General features: G+C 62.3%; 16 protein-coding genes and 1 pseudogene. 11 read left to right on the plus strand and 6 right to left on the minus strand.

Annotated elements, in window-relative coordinates:
- Nucleotides 1–85 precede the first annotated feature (85 nt).
- From KQ661_RS06820 to KQ661_RS06840, 5 genes are all read left to right on the plus strand, one after another.
- Entirely contained in the window at nucleotides 86–1414 is a 1329-nt protein-coding gene (locus KQ661_RS06820; RefSeq protein ID WP_216685976.1) for a tetratricopeptide repeat protein, read from the plus strand.
- An 83-nt stretch (nucleotides 1415–1497) separates the two neighbouring features.
- Complete coding sequence (locus KQ661_RS06825) at nucleotides 1498–2184, plus strand: HupE/UreJ family protein (RefSeq protein WP_226930024.1); 687 nt, start codon at nucleotides 1498–1500, stop codon at nucleotides 2182–2184.
- Between the two features lie 71 nt (nucleotides 2185–2255).
- Complete coding sequence (locus KQ661_RS06830) at nucleotides 2256–2645, plus strand: hypothetical protein (protein ID WP_216685977.1); 390 nt, start codon at nucleotides 2256–2258, stop codon at nucleotides 2643–2645.
- Nucleotides 2646–2791: 146 nt separating this feature from the next.
- Nucleotides 2792–3031, plus strand: a complete 240-nt coding sequence (locus KQ661_RS06835) for a hypothetical protein (RefSeq protein ID WP_216679927.1) — start codon at nucleotides 2792–2794, stop codon at nucleotides 3029–3031.
- An 86-nt stretch (nucleotides 3032–3117) separates the two neighbouring features.
- Nucleotides 3118–5430, plus strand: coding sequence for a TonB-dependent receptor (locus KQ661_RS06840; RefSeq protein WP_216685978.1), 2313 nt, complete (start codon nucleotides 3118–3120; stop codon nucleotides 5428–5430).
- A 125-nt stretch (nucleotides 5431–5555) separates the two neighbouring features.
- Here the strand turns inward: KQ661_RS06840 and KQ661_RS23015 are convergent, their stop codons facing one another.
- Nucleotides 5556–6812, minus strand: coding sequence for a T9SS type A sorting domain-containing protein (locus KQ661_RS23015; RefSeq protein ID WP_394369643.1), 1257 nt, complete (start codon nucleotides 6810–6812; stop codon nucleotides 5556–5558).
- Nucleotides 6804–7943, minus strand: a pseudogene (locus KQ661_RS23020) (alpha-amylase family glycosyl hydrolase); the annotation flags it as partial. The gene KQ661_RS23015 and the pseudogene KQ661_RS23020, both read right to left, overlap by 9 nt.
- A gap of 326 nt (nucleotides 7944–8269) precedes the next feature.
- Here KQ661_RS23020 and KQ661_RS06850 point away from each other — a divergent pair.
- Together KQ661_RS06850 and KQ661_RS06855 are read left to right on the plus strand one after the other, a co-directional pair.
- Nucleotides 8270–9148, plus strand: coding sequence for a murein L,D-transpeptidase catalytic domain family protein (locus tag KQ661_RS06850; protein WP_216685980.1), 879 nt, complete (start codon nucleotides 8270–8272; stop codon nucleotides 9146–9148).
- A gap of 150 nt (nucleotides 9149–9298) precedes the next feature.
- Entirely contained in the window at nucleotides 9299–10147 is an 849-nt protein-coding gene (locus KQ661_RS06855; protein WP_216679931.1) for a murein L,D-transpeptidase catalytic domain family protein, read from the plus strand.
- Nucleotides 10148–10239: 92 nt separating this feature from the next.
- On the opposite strand, the gene KQ661_RS06860 is transcribed toward KQ661_RS06855, so the two are convergent.
- Both KQ661_RS06860 and KQ661_RS06865 read right to left on the minus strand, forming a co-directional pair.
- On the minus strand, nucleotides 10240–11301 hold the full coding sequence (locus tag KQ661_RS06860) for an Ldh family oxidoreductase (protein ID WP_216685981.1): 1062 nt from the start codon (nucleotides 11299–11301) through the stop codon (nucleotides 10240–10242).
- A gap of 137 nt (nucleotides 11302–11438) precedes the next feature.
- Nucleotides 11439–12395 carry a Ppx/GppA phosphatase family protein gene (locus tag KQ661_RS06865; RefSeq protein WP_216679933.1) on the minus strand — a complete coding sequence of 319 codons (957 nt, stop codon included), beginning with the start codon at nucleotides 12393–12395 and terminating at the stop codon, nucleotides 11439–11441.
- Between the two features lie 94 nt (nucleotides 12396–12489).
- Between KQ661_RS06865 and KQ661_RS06870 the strand changes: the two genes are divergently transcribed.
- Together KQ661_RS06870 and KQ661_RS06875 are read left to right on the plus strand one after the other, a co-directional pair.
- Nucleotides 12490–12792, plus strand: a complete 303-nt coding sequence (locus KQ661_RS06870; protein ID WP_216685982.1) for a hypothetical protein — start codon at nucleotides 12490–12492, stop codon at nucleotides 12790–12792.
- Between the two features lie 16 nt (nucleotides 12793–12808).
- Entirely contained in the window at nucleotides 12809–13159 is a 351-nt protein-coding gene (locus tag KQ661_RS06875; RefSeq protein WP_216685983.1) for a hypothetical protein, read from the plus strand.
- A 58-nt stretch (nucleotides 13160–13217) separates the two neighbouring features.
- Here KQ661_RS06875 and KQ661_RS06880 read toward each other — a convergent pair whose 3' ends face one another.
- A complete protein-coding gene (locus tag KQ661_RS06880; protein WP_216679936.1) occupies nucleotides 13218–14102 on the minus strand; it encodes a class I SAM-dependent methyltransferase in 885 nt (294 codons plus the stop codon).
- A gap of 463 nt (nucleotides 14103–14565) precedes the next feature.
- Here KQ661_RS06880 and KQ661_RS06885 point away from each other — a divergent pair, with 463 nt between their 5' ends.
- Nucleotides 14566–16380: a peptidoglycan D,D-transpeptidase FtsI family protein gene (locus KQ661_RS06885; RefSeq protein ID WP_216679937.1), complete on the plus strand. Its 1815-nt coding sequence runs from the start codon at nucleotides 14566–14568 to the stop codon at nucleotides 16378–16380.
- 84 nt (nucleotides 16381–16464) lie between these two features.
- Nucleotides 16465–17262, plus strand: coding sequence for a diaminopimelate epimerase (gene dapF, locus KQ661_RS06890; RefSeq protein WP_216685984.1), 798 nt, complete (start codon nucleotides 16465–16467; stop codon nucleotides 17260–17262).
- Nucleotides 17263–17450: 188 nt separating this feature from the next.
- Here dapF and KQ661_RS06895 read toward each other — a convergent pair whose 3' ends face one another.
- Entirely contained in the window at nucleotides 17451–18131 is a 681-nt protein-coding gene (locus tag KQ661_RS06895; protein ID WP_216679939.1) for a type 1 glutamine amidotransferase domain-containing protein, read from the minus strand.
- Nucleotides 18132–18168 lie beyond the last annotated feature (37 nt).

The raw sequence follows: 18168 nt of genomic DNA on the forward strand, positions 1-18168 counted from the left end.
TTTAGTCCTTGTCTGGACTGGCGGCGGCTCTTTCTTTAGGCGTTATTTTTACGGCTACTCCTCCACTCTGTCATCTTTCTCTGTCTTGAAAAAGTACTTATACCCCAGTCTATTAGTCGTTTTCGGCGTAATGGCGGCCGCCATTTTTTTCTTTAAAAAGCCGGAGGTTCGCACGCCGGAGCTGAAAGACCGGCGCGGTAGCCTGTCGGTTGGCAACGAATGGCTGAACACCAAAGCGGCCATTGAGGGCCTGCTGGCTAAGCTGCGCACTAACCCCAAGGACCAGAAGAGCCGCCTGCTGCTGGCCCAGGCCTACATGCAGGAGGGCCGCGTGACCGGCGACCACCCGTATTACGACGGCGCCGCCATGAACCTGCTGGAGCAGGTGCTGGCCGCCGAGCCCGAAAACTTTGAGGCCCTGTGCTGCAAAGCCTCGCTCTGCCTCACGCAGCACCACTTCGCCCAGGGCCTCGGCATTGCCGAGCAGGCCCAGAAGCTCAACCCCAACAGCGGCTTCGTGTATGGCCTGCTGACCGACGCCAATGTGGAAATGGGCCATTACGAGGAAGCCATTAAAATGGCCGACAAGATGAACCAGGTGCGCCCCGACCTGCCGGCCTACGCCCGGGTGAGCTACCTGCGCGAGATTTACGGCGACGTGCCCGGGGCCATTCAGGCTATGGATATGGCCGCCAAAGCCGGCTACATTGGCCTGGAGCAAACCGAATGGACTCGCGTGGCCCTCGGCCACCTCTACGAAGTGAGCGGCGACACGGCTCGTGCCCGGGGCTACTACCTCATGGCCCTGGCGGCCCGCCCCGGCTACGCGTATGCGCTGGCCGGCCTTGGCCGCATGGCGGCGGCCCGCAAGGATTACCCGCGTGCCATCAAGCTGTATCAGGAAGCCCGTATCACGGTGAAAGACTATGCTTTTGCCGATGAGCTGACCGACCTGTACCGCCAGAACGGCCAGCCCGACGAAGCTGATAAAATGGCCAAGGAGTCCATCGATATGTTGGCCAATGCCGCCAAGGAGGCCGACAGCAACGAGGAGATGGGCCACTATGCTGATCGCGAGTTGGCTTACGCCTACCTGAAAACCAATGAGTTGGACAAGGCCCTGGAGCACGCTAAAATAGAGTACGCCCGCCGCCCCGACAACATCGATGTGAACGAAACTATGGCTTGGGTGCTCTACAAGCGCGGGCAGTACGCCGAAGCCCAGAAGTACATGCAGGTGGCCCGCCGCACGGGCTCGAAAAACCCGGTGCTGCTGTGCCGCGCGGGCCTCATTATGAGTAAGATGGGTAAGATGGCCGAGGGCCAGGCGCTGATTGAGAACTCGCTGAAAACCGCGCCTTACCTCAATCCTGAAGTAGAAGCGGAAGGCAAGAAGCTGCTGGCGGCGCGGTAGGGTGCGGGGCTTGCCCCCGCCCGCCGTTCGCTCCATAATAATTCCGTTCAACGACGGGCGGGGGCAAGCCCCGCACCCTACCTATGACAACCCTTTTCCCGTTGCGAGGAATGCGTCTGCCGCGCCGCGCCCTGGTGGCCCTGCCGCTGCTGGTGGCGTTGCCAGCCGCCGCGCACGTCCTCAACACGGACCTGAGCAAGCTCTCGCGCACCGAGATTTTCTGGACTTACCTGCAGCTAGGCTTCACGCATATCATTCCGCTCGGGTTCGACCATATTCTCTTCATCATCAGTCTCTACATTCTGGAGCCGCGCCTGAAGCCGGTGCTCATGCAGGCCACGGCGTTTACGGTGGCGCACTCCATCACGCTGGGGCTGGCCATGTACGGGTTTATTCAGCCACCGTCGTCGGTTATCGAGCCGATTATTGCGCTGTCCATCCTGTTTGTGGCCATTGAGAACATTATTACCGACAAGCTCAACCCGTGGCGGCTTGTCATTGTGTTTGGCTTTGGGCTGGTGCACGGCATGGGCTTTGCCAGCGCCCTCACGGGCTTGGGGCTGCCGCAGAAAGACTATTTCGGCTCGCTCATTTCCTTCAATGTGGGCGTGGAGCTGGGCCAGGTTTCGGTGATATTGCTGTGCTGGGCGCTGGTAGGCCGCTGGGTGGCCGATAAGAGCTGGTACAAGCAGCGGGTCGTGATTCCGGTGTCGGTGGTTATCGGCCTGATAGCGGCTTACTGGACCGTAGAGCGGGTGTTTTTTGCCTGAATAATAAATTGAAATTCGCACACCCTCGCCGGGCCTTTTCGCCGTAGATAGCGCAAGCCCACCCCACACTCATGGCCCTCCGCCCGTACTTCACGCTGCTGCTGCTGCTCAACTACCTGCTGGTAGTGGGAGCGGGCCTCGTGGAGCGCCCGGCGCGGGTGATTGACCGGCCCTTTGCCTACGTGCACAGCCACGATTGCCAACTGCGCCACACCCTGCGTCTGGGCTGTTTCGATGATTGCAACGGCGTGCAATACACCGTGAAAAAAACCGGCGAGCGGCCGCCTTTGCAACAGCTGCTTACCTCCCTCAAAGGCCTGGATACGCACTGCCTCACGGAGCTGCGGGTGGCGTTTGTACGGCCGGTTTTTACTGCTGCCGGGGCCCGGTGGGCAGCCCGCGTAGTGGCCGTGCCCGTGGGCTATCGGGGCCAGATTGAGTTGCCGCCCCGTCGGGGATAAGTTGAGTTTTGGCTGCGGTTGGGTTCGATTCCAGCTGTTGCCACCGGGCGCGGCTGCTATTAGCTGGTCGTGCCACTTCCTCTTATCCAATAATCCGACGCAGCCTGCCGGGCTACCGTGCCCGGGCGCGTTCAACTCCTCATTCCATGATTTTCCGGGCCAATTCTCTCCAACCCGTAGCGGGCGCTACGGGCGTTATCTCCCGCGTGCAGCTGCCCTCGGCGGGCCGCATTGCCAGCTCGTTGTTTGATGCGGGCAACAGCCGGACACTGCCAGCCATCAGTGAGACGGCCCTGCGCGACCAGCAGCGCGGCCACCTGGCGCAGCAGCAGGCACAGCACCGGGCGCAGTGCCGCGCCAACTGCATGAGCAAGGCCAATTTCTAGTCGGCCTATTCTTCCCTTTTATTCAAATGAGCTGCTGGTGGGCGGTGCTTCGGCGCCGCCAGCCAGCCGCCTTGATTTCCGACTAGATGAAACAACTTCTTACTGCTTTATCGGCCTGGGGGCTTGTTCTCGGGCTGTTTTTATTGACCTGCCCGGCGCGGGCGCAGGGCACCGCCACGCTGCGCGGCACCGTGGCCGACTCCCTCTCGGGCCAGCCGCTGGCGGGCGTGAGCGTAGGGCTGCAAGGCCAGCCCGGCAGCACAGCCACCGATGCGCTGGGCAATTTTCGGCTGAGCGACCTCAAGCCCGCAGCCTACACGTTGCGGGTGGGGGCCCTCGGCTACCGCGCCCAGGCCGTGCCCGTGATGCTGAAAGCCGGCGAAACCCAGCGCCTCAACGTGCGCGTGGCCACCACCACGCTCAGCCTGGCCGAGGTGACCGTGAGCCAGCCCCGCGACCCCAACCAGAGCCTGGCCGCCATCTTGCACATCGACCAGCTGCTGCGGCCCGTGAACTCGGCGCAGGACTTGTTGCGCCTCGTGCCGGGCCTGTTTATTGCGCAGCACGCGGGCGGCGGCAAGGCCGAGCAAATTTTCCTGCGCGGCTTCGACTGCGACCACGGCACCGATTTCGCGGTGAGCGTGGACGGGCTGCCGGTGAACATGGTGAGCCACGCCCACGGCCAGGGCTACGCCGATTTTCACTTCGTAATTCCCGAAACGGTGGAGCAATTGAAGGTGTACAAGGGTCCTTATACGGCCCGGTTCGGCGATTTTGCCACGGCTGGCGCGGGCGAGTTCAGCACCAAAACCCGACTGGAGCACAGCCAGGTGAAGCTCGAAGTGGGCCAGTTTGCTACCCGCCGGGCGCTGGTGATGCTGGACCTGCTGGGGCCGGACCACCACCTGCTCAGCAAGCGCCCTGAAAGCGCCTACGTGGCGGCCGAGTACAACTTCACCAACTCGTATTTCGACCAGCCGCAGCACTTCAAGCGCTTCAATGGCATGGCTAAATACACCGGCCAGCTCTCCGACAAAACGGCGCTCACGGTGCTGGGCTCGCACTTCACCTCGAACTGGGACGCCAGCGGGCAGATTCCGGAGCGCGGCATCGAGCAGGGCATTATCTCGCGCTACGGCAGCATCGACCCCACCGAGGGCGGCCGCACCAGCCGCACCAACGCCAGCGTGGTGCTCACCACCGCGCTGCCGCACGATGCCGTGTTGCGCCAGCAGGCGTATTATTCGAAGTACGATTTCAGCCTGTTTTCCAACTTTACTTTCTTCCTGCACGACTCGATAAACGGCGACGAAATCAACCAGACCGACGACCGGAACCTCTTCGGCTACACGGCCACGTATGAGCGCGACGACCAGCTTGGGGCGCGCGCGCTGCACAGCACGCTGGGCGTGGGCACCCGCAACGATTTCTCGACGCTGGGCCTGCGCCACACCGTGCGGCGCGAAACGCTTGATACCATCAGCACGGGCCGGCTGTTCGAGCAGAACATCAACGTATACCTCGATGAAATCCTGACCCTGACCGACCGCCTCACGGTGAACGCGGCGGTGCGGGCCGACTTTTTCACCTTCGATTTCCGGGGCCGGCGGACTGATGAGGCCACCGGCCTAACCGCGCCGCTGGCGGGCCGCGTGGCCCGGGCCCGCGTGTCGCCCAAGCTCAACCTCTACTACCAGCTGTCGCCGGCCGTGCAGCTGTTTGCCCGTTCGGGTTTCGGCTTCCACTCGAATGATGCGCGGGGCGTGATTCAGGGCGTGAATGCCAATGTGCTGCCCCGCGCCATCGGCTCCGAAATCGGGAGCACGTTTAAACCGCTGCCCAGTCTGGTAGTGAATGCCGCCCTCTGGAGCCTGTATTTGCAGGACGAGCTGGTGTACGTGGGCGATGATGCCGTGGTGGAAAGTACCGGCCCCACCCAGCGCTACGGCCTCGATTTGTCGGTGCGCTACCAGCTGGGAAGCCGGTTGTTCCTCGATGGCGACTTCAACTACAACCACGGCCGCCAGCTCGACGCGCCCGAAAAGGCCAACTACATTCCGCTTGCGCCCACCTTCACCAGTACCGGCGGCCTCACCTACAAAGTCCCGAAAGGCTGGAGCGGCAGCCTGCGCTACCGCCACATCGACTCCCGCCCGGCCAACGACGACGGCAGCATCCGCGCCAAAGGCTACTTCCTGCTCGATGCTGTGCTGGCCTACACCACGCCGCGCTTCCAGATTGGGACTTCGGCCGAAAACCTGTTGAACGTGGAGTGGAACCAGGCCCAGTTCGCCACCCAGACCCGCCTGCCCGCCGAGCCTGCCGTTGGCGTTGATGAGCTGCACTTCACGCCCGGCACGCCATTTTATGCGAAGCTGAATGTGAGCGTGTTTTTTTAGGTCGTCCCGCTGCCCGCTGGCGCGCGTCGCAGACGCGCGCCAGCGGGCAGCGGGACTCTTTCAATCAAAAAAAAGCCGCTCCGATTCATCGGAGCGGCTTTTTTTTGATTGAAAATGGCTGGTCGTTACTGCACTGCCACCTTCTGGCTCACATGAAACTCGGGTACGCTCAGCTGGTAAATACCGGCCGGCAGCGTCTTCTTCACGCCGAGGCGCAGCTCGTTCGTGCCGTTGTAGAGGCGCACAGTTTCCTGGTGCACCAGGCGGCCCGTCAGGTCGTGCAGCTGCACGGTGGCGGCCTGCTCGCGGTTGGCGGTAATCACCATATCGATGCGGTCGGCGGCGGTGGGGTTGGGGTACACCAGTACCTCGGCGGTGGGTACTTCCTTAGTGTTAGCCAGCACGGCGGCATCGCGGCGGCCAGTCATGGCGCCGGTTACCACGGTGGGAGCAGTGTAGGTGGCCTTCACGAACGCGCCCTGGCTGGGGTTGGCGGTGCTGGCGTTTTTGGCTTTCAGCGTGTACCAGCCTTCGGTGGTGGGCGTGTAGGTGCCCGTGAGGGTACCGGTGCCGGTTTGGCTGCTCACTACGGTGCCAGCGCTGTTGAGCACGGCCACCGTCAGGCTGCGCGTGGCATCGACGGGGAAAAGGGTGTAGGTGACGCCTTTGTTGGCGGCCACGTAGATGCGGCCGGCCGTGCGGTAGGCCGTGGAGGCGGCCGGCAGCTCACCACCCTGCATCAGGCTGCGGCTGTCGGAGTCGCCGAGGTCGTTGGCCAGCTCCCACTCCTGGGTGGTGGTCAGGGCGGGGCGGGTGTAGTCGGTCACGGCGTTGGTGGGCGCCCACACCGAGTAGCCCCGGCGGCCGCTGGCGGCCGTGCCGTTGCACGGCGGGGTGTTGATGGCCACGGTCTGGGTGCTGCTCACCGTGACGGTGGCAGTGCCATTGGCCCCGGAATAGTCCTTCAGCACGGTACCGGGCGCGAAATCGCAGCTCACCGTGTTGTTCTGCCAGGTGGTGAAGTTGTCGTTGATGCCGATGATGGCCTTGGTGCTGCGCTCAATCACGAGGTGGTCGGCGGCTTGGTAGCGCACTCTGTACGCGCCGTCCTTGAAATGCAGGTTCTGGTGGCACCACACCAGGTTCACGAGGTCGTCGCGGGTGGGCAGGTCCACGGTGCTTTTGGGGCTGTGCACGTAGCGCTTGCTGGTGTTGCCCACGTTGAACACGTCCTCAAAAAACAGCATCGGCGAGCCATCCATGGCCAGCGCGGCAGCATACACGGCCGAGAGGCGCGGGTCGAACGGGTCGATGTGCGGGGCCAGCTCCGAGCCGGTATTCCAGCCGGTGTAGTTGCCGTTGGCATCTACCTGGGGCCGCATCGTGTCGTGGTTGTTCACGAAGGGCACCGTACGGTGCACATACGTCCCGTTGATGTTCACCACCCGCGTGCCTTGCTGGTAGCTGGGCAGCGTGCCGATGTCGAAGCTGCCGCCCTGGCTCACAACGTTGTACAGGCCGTTGCGCAGCGAGAAGTCGAACGTGCCCGAGCGGTTGTTCACGTTGGCTACCCAGCCATCCATCTGGCTCGACGAGCCCACCCATTCACCCACGGCGTACATGGTGGCCCCGCCGTTGGCCCAGCCGGCGTTGCTCTGCATATTATACAGAAAGTCTTCGGAGGCGAAGTCGGGGAAGTGCTTCACCGCGTCCATTCGCACACCATCGAAACCGACCTGCTTCTTGTACCAAATCAGCCAGTTGCGGTTGCCGGTACGCATGTAGTCGCTGGCCTGCACGGGGTTATAGGTAGTGGCGTTGGAGCTTTGGCCGTAGGAGCCGGTGTAGTAGCTGATGTCGGGCCCAAACAAGGGGGCGTTCCAGTCGCCGGTGGTGGAATTATTTCCCTGGTTGGGGTTGAAATTCTCCCAGTTTTTCGAGAAGCGGCCCGAGCGGCTGAAATAATCTGCGGCGCTCTCGTCGGTCACCGGCTTAGCGTAGCTCACGTAGCGGAAGTTCTTGTACTTGCTGGTCGTGCCGTCTTCCCAGGCCCCGGGGTCCTGTCCGCCTGCGCCGTTCGATGAGCCGGCCCCGTCGTTGTGGTTCAACACCAGGTCCTGAATTACCTCCACGCCGTTGGCGTGCAGCACGGCCACGGCGCGCAGCAGCTCATCCTTCGTGCCCATACGGGTAGCCAGGAAGCCTTTCTGCCACTTATCGCCCAGGTCGTAGTTGTCGAAAGGGGAGTAGCCGTTGCCCTGGTTGGCGTTTTTGATGGTCGGCGGAATCCAGACGGCATCCACGCCCATGCTTTTCAGGCGCGGGGCCAGGTCGGCGAGGTAGTTGGCCCAGCCATTAGGATAGTTCGAGTTCCAGAAATCCCACCAGAAGCCCTGCATGACTACTTTTTGGGCGTGGGCAGCTTGGTTGCCGACCCCCAGCAACGCGATGGCCAGAGCTAAAGCAAACCGGAATCGTTTGCGGAACGGAAAACGCGGGGAAAAGTGCATCATGTGTGGGAATTGGGTTTTGTGAGGAAAAAATGAAGTACGGCTTGTCAATCAGTAGTAGCGCAAAAACAGCGATTTTGCTGCTATTAAAGTGAATCAAGGTATAAAAAATGGTTCGTATAACCTTGAAATGACAAAATATTATTTGTGCATTCGATTGCATTTTTTGAATAATTGTGCTATGTCAATAATTATTGTTCACCAGGTCGTGGAGGAGTGCTGGCGTTGTGCTCCGGGCCTTGGTTTCGCTCAGGCTCCGGCTTGGTTCGTTTTGGTAAAAGTGCCGGTTGGCGAGTGGTTGCTGCAGCAGCGCGCCGTAGTTTTGGCCCATGGTTAGGTTGAGAGAAGTAGGGGAGTTTGTCAGAGCGTCTGCCGGTAAGGCGCACATCATTGGTTGCCTGGCCGCCACGCTGCTCACCGCCGGCTGCCAGCTGCGCGCCGAGGAGGCGCAAACGCCCGCCAAAAAACGCGTCACTGCTGCTGCCCTCACATCGGCCGCTGTGCCGGCGGTGGCCGTCCCGGTCCCCGATTCGCTGCGCCTGACCCCGGTGCCCGCGCTGGCCGCCGTGCCCGATACCCTGCGCCAGGCCATCGAGCAGCTGCACGCCGCCCTTGGTCCTGCCGCCGCCGCGCTACGCCCCGAAGTGCTGGAGCAGGCCTGCATTGGCTACCTCACACTGCACCCCACCGGCCGCATCGAGCGCGCCGGTCTGCTGGCCGTGGCCGATATGGACCTGCCCAACACCTCCGAACGCCTCTGGGTCATCGACCTAAAGGAAGCGAAAGTGCTGCACCGCAGCCTGGTGGCCCACGGCGAAGGCTCGGGCCACCTGCGCGCCCGCCGCTTTTCCGATAAAGATTCGTCGGCCTGCACCTCGCTGGGCTTCTACCGCACGGCGGGTACTTACGATGGTGTTCATGGCTACTCGCGCCGCATCGAAGGATTGGATAAAGGGCAAAATGCGAATGCCTTCGACCGCTACGTGGTGCTGCACGCCGCCGATTACGTCAGCCCGAAATACGTGCGCCAATACGGCCACCTGGGCTACAGCCGGGGCTGTCCGGCGCTGCCGCCCGCGCAGTTCAAGGCCATTATTGCCACGTTGCGGGTGGGCAGCATGCTGCTCATGAGCGGCCCCGGCCTGGCCTCGCGCTGGCTGGATGGGCCGGCCGCCGGCCGCCGGTTTTTGCAGCGCGGCTGGCGCTAGCCGGGTTGCATCCGGAGAAGCAACGGAATCATTTAGCTCGGCAAATCGTGTTTAAAGTAGCCGCCGGAATTCCCACTCCGTATAAAGCATCCGAAACAGCTGTCGCCCGTGCGCCGGCTGATTTTGCTTCTCCAACCAGCCACTTCGATTATGCATTCGCATCAGCCCAGCATCGTTCAGCGCAAACGCCAAGGCCTGCGTCGTCAGCGCATGGCGCGCCGCGTTCTGCCGTTTTTGGCCTCGTTGTTTTTGGCTACGCCCATGGCCGGCAATATTCAGCAGTCGGTGGCGGGCAGCTCGCGCAACGAGCTGCGGATGCCCAAAATAGAATTTTCGCCCAAAGCCCAGTTCGACCAGGAGCTGCGCACCACCTACAATGCCCTCGGGGCCGAGCAGGAAGGGCTGCGCTTTGAAACGTTCGCCAAGGCCATGACCGGCTACCTCAACCTGCGCCAGGCCGGCAAGCTGGCCGAGGACAAGCAGGTGCTGACGGTTATTGACTTCGACCTGCCCAGTACCGAAAAACGCCTCTGGGTGCTCGATTTGGGCAAGAAAGAAGTCCTCTTTCATACCCTCGTGGCTCACGGCCACAACTCGGGCGAGAATGAAGCCAGCAGCTTTTCCAACACCGACCAAAGCAATATGAGCAGCCTGGGCTTTTATGTCACCGGCAGCGAATACGAAGGCAAGCACGGCCATTCGCTGCGCCTCGAAGGCATGGACGAAGGCGTGAACAGCAACGCCGCTGCCCGTTCCATCGTGATGCACGGCGCCGATTATGTCAGCGAAGACTTCATTAAGCAGAATGGCCGCCTGGGTCGTAGCCTTGGCTGCCCGGCGCTGCCCATGGACCAGTATTCGCAGATTATCGACGTTGTGAACGGTGGCACTTGCCTGTTCCTCAACAAGTCGGACGCGGGTTACTCGTCGCAGTTTTTGAACCAGCAAGTGGCCATGGCTGCTATGGCGCCCCACGCCACGGCCCACGGCATCTCGTAGGTTTCAGCACTGCTGATATTATTGGAAAAGGCTCCCCGCGCAAGCAGGGAGCCTTTTTGTTTTTGGCTGGCTGTCGGAATAAAGACGAAGTGCTACAGCTTCACGCCAAACTTCGCGCCCACGCCTTCCAAATCCTTAACCACGGCATCGAGCAGCGGAATGCCGTCCAGCAATCGATGGGCGGCCATTTCGCGCTCGGGGTCGCCAGGGATGAGGACTTTTTTGCCTTCCACTGCCTGCGCTTGGCGGAAAGTTGAAATCCAGTTATCCATGTGCGCCTTAAACTCGTCGGCAGGCCGGAAGGCATCGACGCGCATGGCGCCGAAAAAGTGGCCCAGGCCCTGCCCCACGGGGTTGGCCGAGGGCTGTAGGAAGGCCACGAAGGGCGGCACCCACGGCCCATAGTTCGCGCCGGAGAGCACGGCCGAGAAAATATCGACCACCGCGCCCAAGCCGTAGCCCTTGTGCGAGCCGGTGGCCCCGCCCAGGGGCAGCAGCGCGCCGCCGTTTTTCACCGCGTTGGCATCGGTGCTGGGTTGGCCGTCGGCGGTTTGGGCCCAGCCTTCGGGCAGGGGCAGGCCCTTGCGCTGGGCAATTTCGAGCTTGCCGTTGGCGGCGGTGGTGGTGGCCATGTCGAGCACGAAATCAGACTGCTCGCCGGCGGGCACGGCTACGGCAATGGGGTTGGTGCCAAGCAGGCGGTCGAGCGAGAAGGTGGGCGCGACGAGCGGCGAGGCGTTGGTCATGGCAATGCCAATCATGTCGTGCGCCAGCGGTAGCATGGCGTGGTAGCCGGCAATGCCGAAGTGGTTGGAGTTCTTCACTGAAACCCAGCCGGTACCTGCCTGCCGGGCTTTCTCAATGGCCACGCGCATGGCCCGGGGGCCCACCACCAGGCCCAGGCCGCCGTCACCATCTACCACGGCGGTACTAGGCGTTTCGTAGGTGACGCCCACGCGGGGCGTGGCGTTGATGCGGCCGGCCTCCCACAGGCGCACGTAGCCCACGAGGCGGGCCACACCGTGGGAATCTACGCCGCGCAGGTCGGCCGAAAGCAGGGTTTCGGTGGCGAGGGTGGCATCCTCGGCCGGGCAGCCCATGGCGAGAAAAACGCTTTCGGTGAAGGTGAAAAGCTGGCTGTAGGAGAAGGTCATGTCTTGAGGAATCGGAGAAATGGGAACGTCATACCGAGCGCAGCGAAGCATCTTTACCGCCACCACTAATCCATTCGATTGGTTTAGTGGTGGCGGTAAAGATGCTTCGCTGCGCTCGGTATGACGCTCAAAGTAAATTATACGGCCAGTATCTCCGCCAAAACCCCTTCCTTCAGTGCGAAAGCCGACGCACGAATCCGCGTAATTTCCGTGATGCCCAGCACGAAATCAATTAGCACGGTGGCTACCACCATCATATTGGCCCGCATGGGCAGGATGCCGGGCAGGGCCTTGCGCTGCTCGTGGTTGCCGCCGAGCAGGTGGCGGTAGCTGCTTTGGAAGGATTCCAGCGCCAGCTCGGTGCAGGGCGGCAGCTCGGCCTCAGTACGCAACTGGCCAGCTTGCATGTCGGCCAGGCTGTCGAAGCTGCCGGATGCGCCGACGATGCCCACCGGCCGGTACTGCCGCACGGCTTCGATGAGCGGCGTGAGCATTGTGCCGAGGTACTGCTGCTCGGCCTCGACGGCGGCGGCGGGAAATACGCCGCTGGGGTCGGGAAAGAACATATCCAGCAGGCGCTGAGCCCCGATTTCGAAGCTCTGCTTCCAGAAAATGGTAGTCTGGTTGGCAATGATGAACTCCACCGAGCCGCCGCCGATGTCCATTATCAGCTGCGATTCCTTCCCCAAATCCACGGCCTGGCGCACCCCCTGGCAGATGAGCTCCGCCTCGCGCTCGCCAGAAATGACGTTGACCTGAATGCCGGTTTGCTCGAAAATGTCGCGCACCAAATCGGGACCATTTTTCGTGACGCGCATGGCGCTGGTGGCGGTGGCACGCACCTCCGTCACGGAGTGCAGCTCCATTTCCTCCTTGAAGCCGGCCAGCGTGTGCAGGGCGCGGTCGTAGGCCGCCGGGGCGATGATGCCCTGGCTGATGCCGCCCTCGCCCAGGCGTACGCCCGCTTTGGTGCGCAGCACGACCACCGGTTTCTGGCCGGGCGTGGTGGGTATTTCCACAATAAGCAGGTGGAAAGTGTTGGTGCCCATATCAATCAGGGCAAGGCGGCGGGGGTGAGGATGGGCGTGATGCATTGAGAAGAAAATATGGCAATGGCAACGAAGGGTACGACGGGCCTGTGCCGAAGCACCCTAAACATGCGCTTGCTTCCTACGTAAAGAAAGAGCGATGGCTGATAAAAATTTTATTTCAACGAAGAAGTGTCCGGTCTGCCAGCAGTGGTCGCACTGGCAGCAGCAAGCCACCGACCGCTGCGAACACTGCGGCAAGCTGCTGGACCCACGCACGCACGAGGAAACCCGGCAGCGCGCGGCTACGGAGCACCTGCGCGGGGGCATTCAGCTCGTGGAAATATACCCCGAAGATGGCGGCCTGGTGCGGTTTTTCAAGACTATTGTGCGGGGCGGGCAGCTGCTATTCGTGGCCATTCTGGGGTTTATTGTGTGGCTGGTAACCGCCTTGGCGGCCTGATATGCGGGTGCCGGCCGTGCTTCGCCACCCTTTGTTTTTAGGCAGCGCCCTGCTCTACGGCGGCTACCAGCTAAACAAGCACTGGCTGCACTTGGCGCTGCCGGCCGGGCTGGCGTCGTACTTGAACGATGTGCTTTTTCTCCCCCTAATGCTCAGCCTGGCCCTGGCCGCACACCAAACCGTGTACGGCCGTGGGGCCACGCTGCCCGGCACCTGGGTGCTGGCCGCCTGGGCCGGCGTAGCGCTGTGGTTCGAAGGCCTGCTGCCGCTCTGGTCGGCCCAGGCCGTGGCCGACCCGGCAGACGTGTTGGCCTACGCGGCCGGGGCGCTCATTTTTCAGCTGTGGATGAATAAGCGCGTGAGGTAAGCTTTAGCCTGCCGTGTTTTAACATCTTTTTTTCCAAAACGGCAAGCTAAAGTTTGCCTCACACGGCAAACCGGCAGAACGTGCCCAGCGGCAGCTTGCGCTGCCCGGCATCGTGCAGGTAAATCTCGCCCAGCTCGCGCACGGCCTTCTCGCCGGGGAAAATGGCGGTAGTCAGATTATCGAGAATCAGGGCTGAGAAGCCCAGCGAGTACAGGTTCACCACAAAGAAATGGTCCTCTGGGTCGAGGAGCTGCTGGCTGAGCTTGAGCATTTCGTTCAACTCGTCTTCGAGCTGCCATTTCTCACCGTTGGGGCCCCGGCCGTAGGCGGGCGGGTCGAGGATGAGGCCCTGATACTTGCTGCCGCGCTTCACTTCGCGCCGCACGTACTTCATGGCGTCTTCCACGAGCCAGCGCACGCCGTCGAGCTGGCTGGCTTCCATGTTGTCGCGGGCCCAGAAGTTCACCTGCTTCACCGAATCGAGGTGCGTGACATCGGCGCCGGCGGCGCGGGCGGCCAGCGTGGCCGCGCCCGTGTAGGCAAACAGGTTGAGCACGCGCGGCAATTTGGCGCGGCGCTTTTTCGTCTGATTATAGATGAACTGCCAGTTGGGGTCCTGCTCCGGAAACAGGCCGACGTGCTTGAACGACGACAGGCCGAGGCGGAATTTCAGCTTCAGGCCATCGGGCCGCTCGTAGGCAATGACCCACTGCTCGGGCATGTCGGGCTTGAGGCGCCACTGGCCCTTTTCGGTGGAGCCGGGCGCACGGGCGAAGGCCGCATCGGCCTTTTCCCATTCCTTGAGGGGCAAGTGCGGGTCCCAGATGGCTTGCGGCTCGGGGCGGGCCAGGATGTATTGGCCAAAGCGTTCGAGCTTCTGGAAGTTGCCGGAATCAATTAGCTCGTAGTCGGGCCAGGGCGAGGTGGTGAGGAAATCGTACATAGAGCGCGCAAAGGTAGGGGCCGTGCCCGGCAGGGTCGGCTAATTGGGTAGTAACCCGCTCCGAGCCTTTTGGGGTTTGGGGCCGTATAGGGGTACAACCAGCTTCCGGCTAGTTGTCGGTTGTTCGTTGTTAAGCAGTGATTCATAAGCAAACTACTTCAGCGTAAAATCAGATGTTTAAAATTCGTAAAGACCCTGAATTACCGGCTTGGGTATTCCTGGCCCTGCGGCTGGGCTCGCTGCTCGCCGTGGCCGTGGTAGCCGCCGTGGTTGTTAAATGCAGCGGGTACTAAAATCTGCGCGCGACATTTTGCGTCTCAACAGGCGCAGGCCACTTCGTGAACATTATGAATACCCAAAGGTGGATACTTGGCAATTACCCCTCTTCTGAAAGGCCGTTGGCAGTGTTCATCGAAAAGTAGCGACCCACCTTGCGAGTACCGCCTAGTTTTAGCAGATGTTAATGACTCTTGCCCCCTGGAAAACCTGCCTCGTTGCCTGCGTGCTGATGCTGACGGCCTGTTCATCGCCGGCGCAGCAGGCCGAGGTGCTGGTGCCGGATTCCTCCCTGGGGCCCCTCACCCCGCGCCGCGACGTATCGGAAGCGCCCTGGCGGGGCCGCGTGCTCGACCGCAACGATTCCGTGCTGGTGGCCACCCGGCCGGTGTACCTGCTCACCCTGCCGGTGCGCCCGCCGCTCGACTCCGCCGGCCTCAACCGCCTGCTGGGCTGGCGCGACAGTGCCTTGTGGCACCGCATTAGCGCAGCTCTGCCCTACGAAGGCGCCCGCCCCAAGGGAGGCGTGAAATTGCTGCTTACCAACGCGGAAGCCGAAAAAATACGCAAGCGCCAGAAGGAGTGGCCCATGCTCAGGCTCACGCAGCAAACCATGCGCACCTATACCACGAGCACGGGAGCACCCGTGCTTGGCTACGCCGCTGACCAGGCGCAGGCTTTCCTGCGCTCGGCCCAACGTTACCGTCGGGGCCGGTTCTACCGCCTGCGCAACGGTGGCGTCGAGAGCTACTACAACGGCCTGCTCAACGGCCGCCGCGGCATTCGGCACCCGCTCCTCGACTCCACGGGCCAGGAGCGCGGCAACTGGGCCGCCGACACCGCGTTTCAGCAAGGCCAGGACCTCCATCTGAGCCTCGATGCCCGGCTGCAGGCCTATGCCGAAAGCCTGATTGGCGGCCGCAAGGGCTACCTCGTAGCCCTCGACCCGCGCACCGGCGAAATTCTCTGCTTCGTATCAGGCCCCACGTTTTCGGCCCGCACCCTCACCGCGCCCGACCAGGCCGGCGTGCGCGCCAAGCTGCTGGAAAGCGAAGACATGCCCCTGATGAACCGGCCCGCCATGCTGGCCAACCCGCCGGGCTCGGTTTTTAAGCTCGTGAATGCCGCCGTGGCCCTGCAGCTGGGAGCTATCACGCCCCAAACCGGCTTTCGCTGCGACCAGTCGCTCATCAGCTGCGTGCACCACCACCCGGCCGGTAAAAACCTCACCCTAGGCCTGCAGTACAGCTGCAATCCCTATTTCTACCAGGTGATGCGCAATATCATCAGCCGCGTGCCCGACAGTCTGGCCACCGACACCGTGGCCGCCCGCCACGCCAACTTGGCCCAGTGGCGCCGCTACGTGCGGTCCTTCGGGCTCGACTCCGTGCTGGGCGTGGATGTGCCGCACGAAGCCCCCGGCTTCCTGCCCACCCCGGCCTACTACGACAAGGTCCGCCGCACCACGCACTGGACCTACCGTTCCATTTATTCGCTCAGCATCGGGCAGGGCGAAATCAATCTCACCGGCCTGCAAATGGCCAATATGGCCGCCATCATCGCCAACCGGGGCTGGTACATCCGGCCGCACCTGGTGCGCAGCGTGGGCGACAGCGGCCCGCTGCCCCGCTTCACCAAAAAGCACTACACCCTGGTCGATAGCGCCAACCTGGCCGCCCTCGTCCCCGGCATGATTGCCGTGATGCAGCGTGGTGGCACCGCCGAAACCTCCAGTCTGGCTGATGTAGGCATCACCGTGGCCGGCAAAACTGGCACCGTGCAAAACGACGAAGGCGACGACCACGCCACCTTCGTCGGCTTCGCCCCCGCCAACAACCCGCGCATTGCCGTGGCCGTGTACCTCGAAAATGCCGGTTTCGGGGCCACCGCCGCCGCCCCCTGCGCCGTGATGGTGATGGAGAAATACCTGAGGGGCAGCATCGCGCCCAAGCGCAAGCGTTGGGAGTCGCGCATCAAGCGCCGCGCTAAGATTGAGGATTAGGGCGACGCGGGCCGTGCCCCACAGGGGTCCCATGAGGCGCACACGGGGGGCGACGACGCCAGGGCCATTCATTACTTTTGCATCATGCAATTCCATAAATACCAGGGCACCGGCAATGACTTCGTCATGATTGACGACCGTGTCCATGCTTTCAATGAAACCGACCAGCCGCTGATTGCCCAGCTCTGCGACCGCCGCTTCGGCATTGGGGCCGATGGCCTGATTCTGCTGCGCAACAAGCCTGATTTCGATTTCGAAATGGTGTACTTCAACGCCGATGGCCGCCCCAGCTCCATGTGCGGCAACGGCGGCCGCTGCACCGTGGCCTTTGCCAAATACCTCGGCCTCATCGGCGACGAAACCCATTTTCTGGCCGTGGATGGCCCCCACGAAGCCCGCGTGGAGCCCGACGGCACTGTGCGCCTGCGCATGATTGATGTAGCCGCTGCCCAGAAAGCCGGGGTAGGGGAGGCCGACGTTTTCCTGCACACCGGCTCGCCCCACCACATTCATTTCCTCGACCCTGAAGGCGGTCAAAAACTGGTAGATTTCGACGTGTACGGCATCGGCCACGACATCCGCCACGACTCGGCCTACGACCCGGCCGGCACCAACGTCAACTTCGTGGAAATTCCCGTCGACCCCGCCCAGCCCTGGCCCGTGCGTACCTACGAGCGCGGCGTGGAAGACGAAACCCTGAGCTGCGGTACCGGCGTAACGGCCGTGGCCCTGGCCGCCTCGCAACGCGGCGCGGCCTCGCCCGTGCGCCTGCAAACCATGGGCGGCGAACTGGAAGTAAGCTTCGAGCAGCGTCCCGATGGTGGCTTCGAAAACGTGTGGCTGAGTGGCCCGGCGGTGCGGGTTTTCGGCGGGGAGGTGTAAGGCGGGTCACCTCACCCCCTGACCTCCCTCTCCAAAAAAGAGGGGGCACCGGCTTTGCTCCAGACAGATGAAGCCGTTAATGAAAATAGCCCAGCGCAATGCGCCGGGCTATTTTCGTTTTATTCCTGCTCCGAACCGGTGCCCCCTCTCTGCGGGAGAGGGGGGCAGGGGTGAGGTTAACCGTGAGGCTACTTCTTCAGCATCGCCAGCAGCTCTTCAGCGGCTTTCTCCGACGAGGCGGGGTTCTGGCCCGTAATCAGGTTGCCGGCCGATACGACGTAGGGCTGCCAGTCGGCGCCTTTCGAGTACTGGCCGCCGTTTTCTTTCAGCATGTCTTCCACCAGGAAAGGCACTACGTTGGTCAGCTGCACGGCCTCTTCTTCAGTGTTGGTGAAGCCGGCTACCGACTTGCCTTTCACCAGCGGCTCGCCGTTGGCGGCTTTCACGTGGCGCAGCACGCCGGGGGCGTGGCACACGGCGGCTACCGGCTTGCCGGCGTTGTACATGGCTTCGATGAAGGCAATGGACTTCTTGTCTTCGGCCAAATCCCACAGGGGGCCGTGGCCGCCGGGGTAGAACACGGCGTCAAAATCTTCGGCCTTGATGGTGTCGAGCGTCACCGTGCTGGCCAGGGCTTGCTGGGCGGCGGTGTCGGCCTTGAAGCGCTTGGTGGCATCGGTCTGGGCGCTGGGGTCGTCGCTTTTGGGGTCGAGGGGCGGCTGGCCGCCTTTGGGCGAAGCGAGCGTAACATCAGCGCCGGCATCGATGAAGGTGTAGTAAGGCGCGGCGAATTCTTCGAGCCAGAAACCGGTTTTGTGGCCGGTGTTGCCGAGCTCGTCGTGCGAGGTCAAAATCATTGCAATTTTCATGGTATCTGGGTTTTAGTGGTAATGAAAAAAAAGAGCG

Source organism: Hymenobacter siberiensis, assembly GCF_018967845.1.
GTDB classification, from domain to species: Bacteria; Bacteroidota; Bacteroidia; order Cytophagales; family Hymenobacteraceae; genus Hymenobacter; species Hymenobacter siberiensis.

Excerpts from the sequence above, each read along its gene's own strand:
- KQ661_RS23015 (WP_394369643.1), bottom strand. The coding sequence starts at position 6,812 with ATGCGGCCCCAGGTAGATGCCAACGGCAACTACACCGGCTGGAATACC.
- KQ661_RS06835 (WP_216679927.1), top strand. The coding sequence starts at position 2,792 with ATGATTTTCCGGGCCAATTCTCTCCAACCCGTAGCGGGCGCTACGGGC.
- KQ661_RS06885 (WP_216679937.1), top strand. The coding sequence starts at position 14,566 with ATGACTCTTGCCCCCTGGAAAACCTGCCTCGTTGCCTGCGTGCTGATG.
- KQ661_RS06830 (WP_216685977.1), top strand. The coding sequence starts at position 2,256 with ATGGCCCTCCGCCCGTACTTCACGCTGCTGCTGCTGCTCAACTACCTG.
- dapF (WP_216685984.1), top strand. The coding sequence starts at position 16,465 with ATGCAATTCCATAAATACCAGGGCACCGGCAATGACTTCGTCATGATT.
- KQ661_RS06860 (WP_216685981.1), bottom strand. The coding sequence starts at position 11,301 with ATGACCTTCTCCTACAGCCAGCTTTTCACCTTCACCGAAAGCGTTTTT.
- KQ661_RS06880 (WP_216679936.1), bottom strand. The coding sequence starts at position 14,102 with ATGTACGATTTCCTCACCACCTCGCCCTGGCCCGACTACGAGCTAATT.
- KQ661_RS06870 (WP_216685982.1), top strand. The coding sequence starts at position 12,490 with ATGGCTGATAAAAATTTTATTTCAACGAAGAAGTGTCCGGTCTGCCAG.
- KQ661_RS06840 (WP_216685978.1), top strand. The coding sequence starts at position 3,118 with ATGAAACAACTTCTTACTGCTTTATCGGCCTGGGGGCTTGTTCTCGGG.
- KQ661_RS06855 (WP_216679931.1), top strand. The coding sequence starts at position 9,299 with ATGCATTCGCATCAGCCCAGCATCGTTCAGCGCAAACGCCAAGGCCTG.
- KQ661_RS06850 (WP_216685980.1), top strand. The coding sequence starts at position 8,270 with ATGGTTAGGTTGAGAGAAGTAGGGGAGTTTGTCAGAGCGTCTGCCGGT.
- KQ661_RS06865 (WP_216679933.1), bottom strand. The coding sequence starts at position 12,395 with ATGCATCACGCCCATCCTCACCCCCGCCGCCTTGCCCTGATTGATATG.
- KQ661_RS06895 (WP_216679939.1), bottom strand. The coding sequence starts at position 18,131 with ATGAAAATTGCAATGATTTTGACCTCGCACGACGAGCTCGGCAACACC.
- KQ661_RS06825 (WP_226930024.1), top strand. The coding sequence starts at position 1,498 with ATGACAACCCTTTTCCCGTTGCGAGGAATGCGTCTGCCGCGCCGCGCC.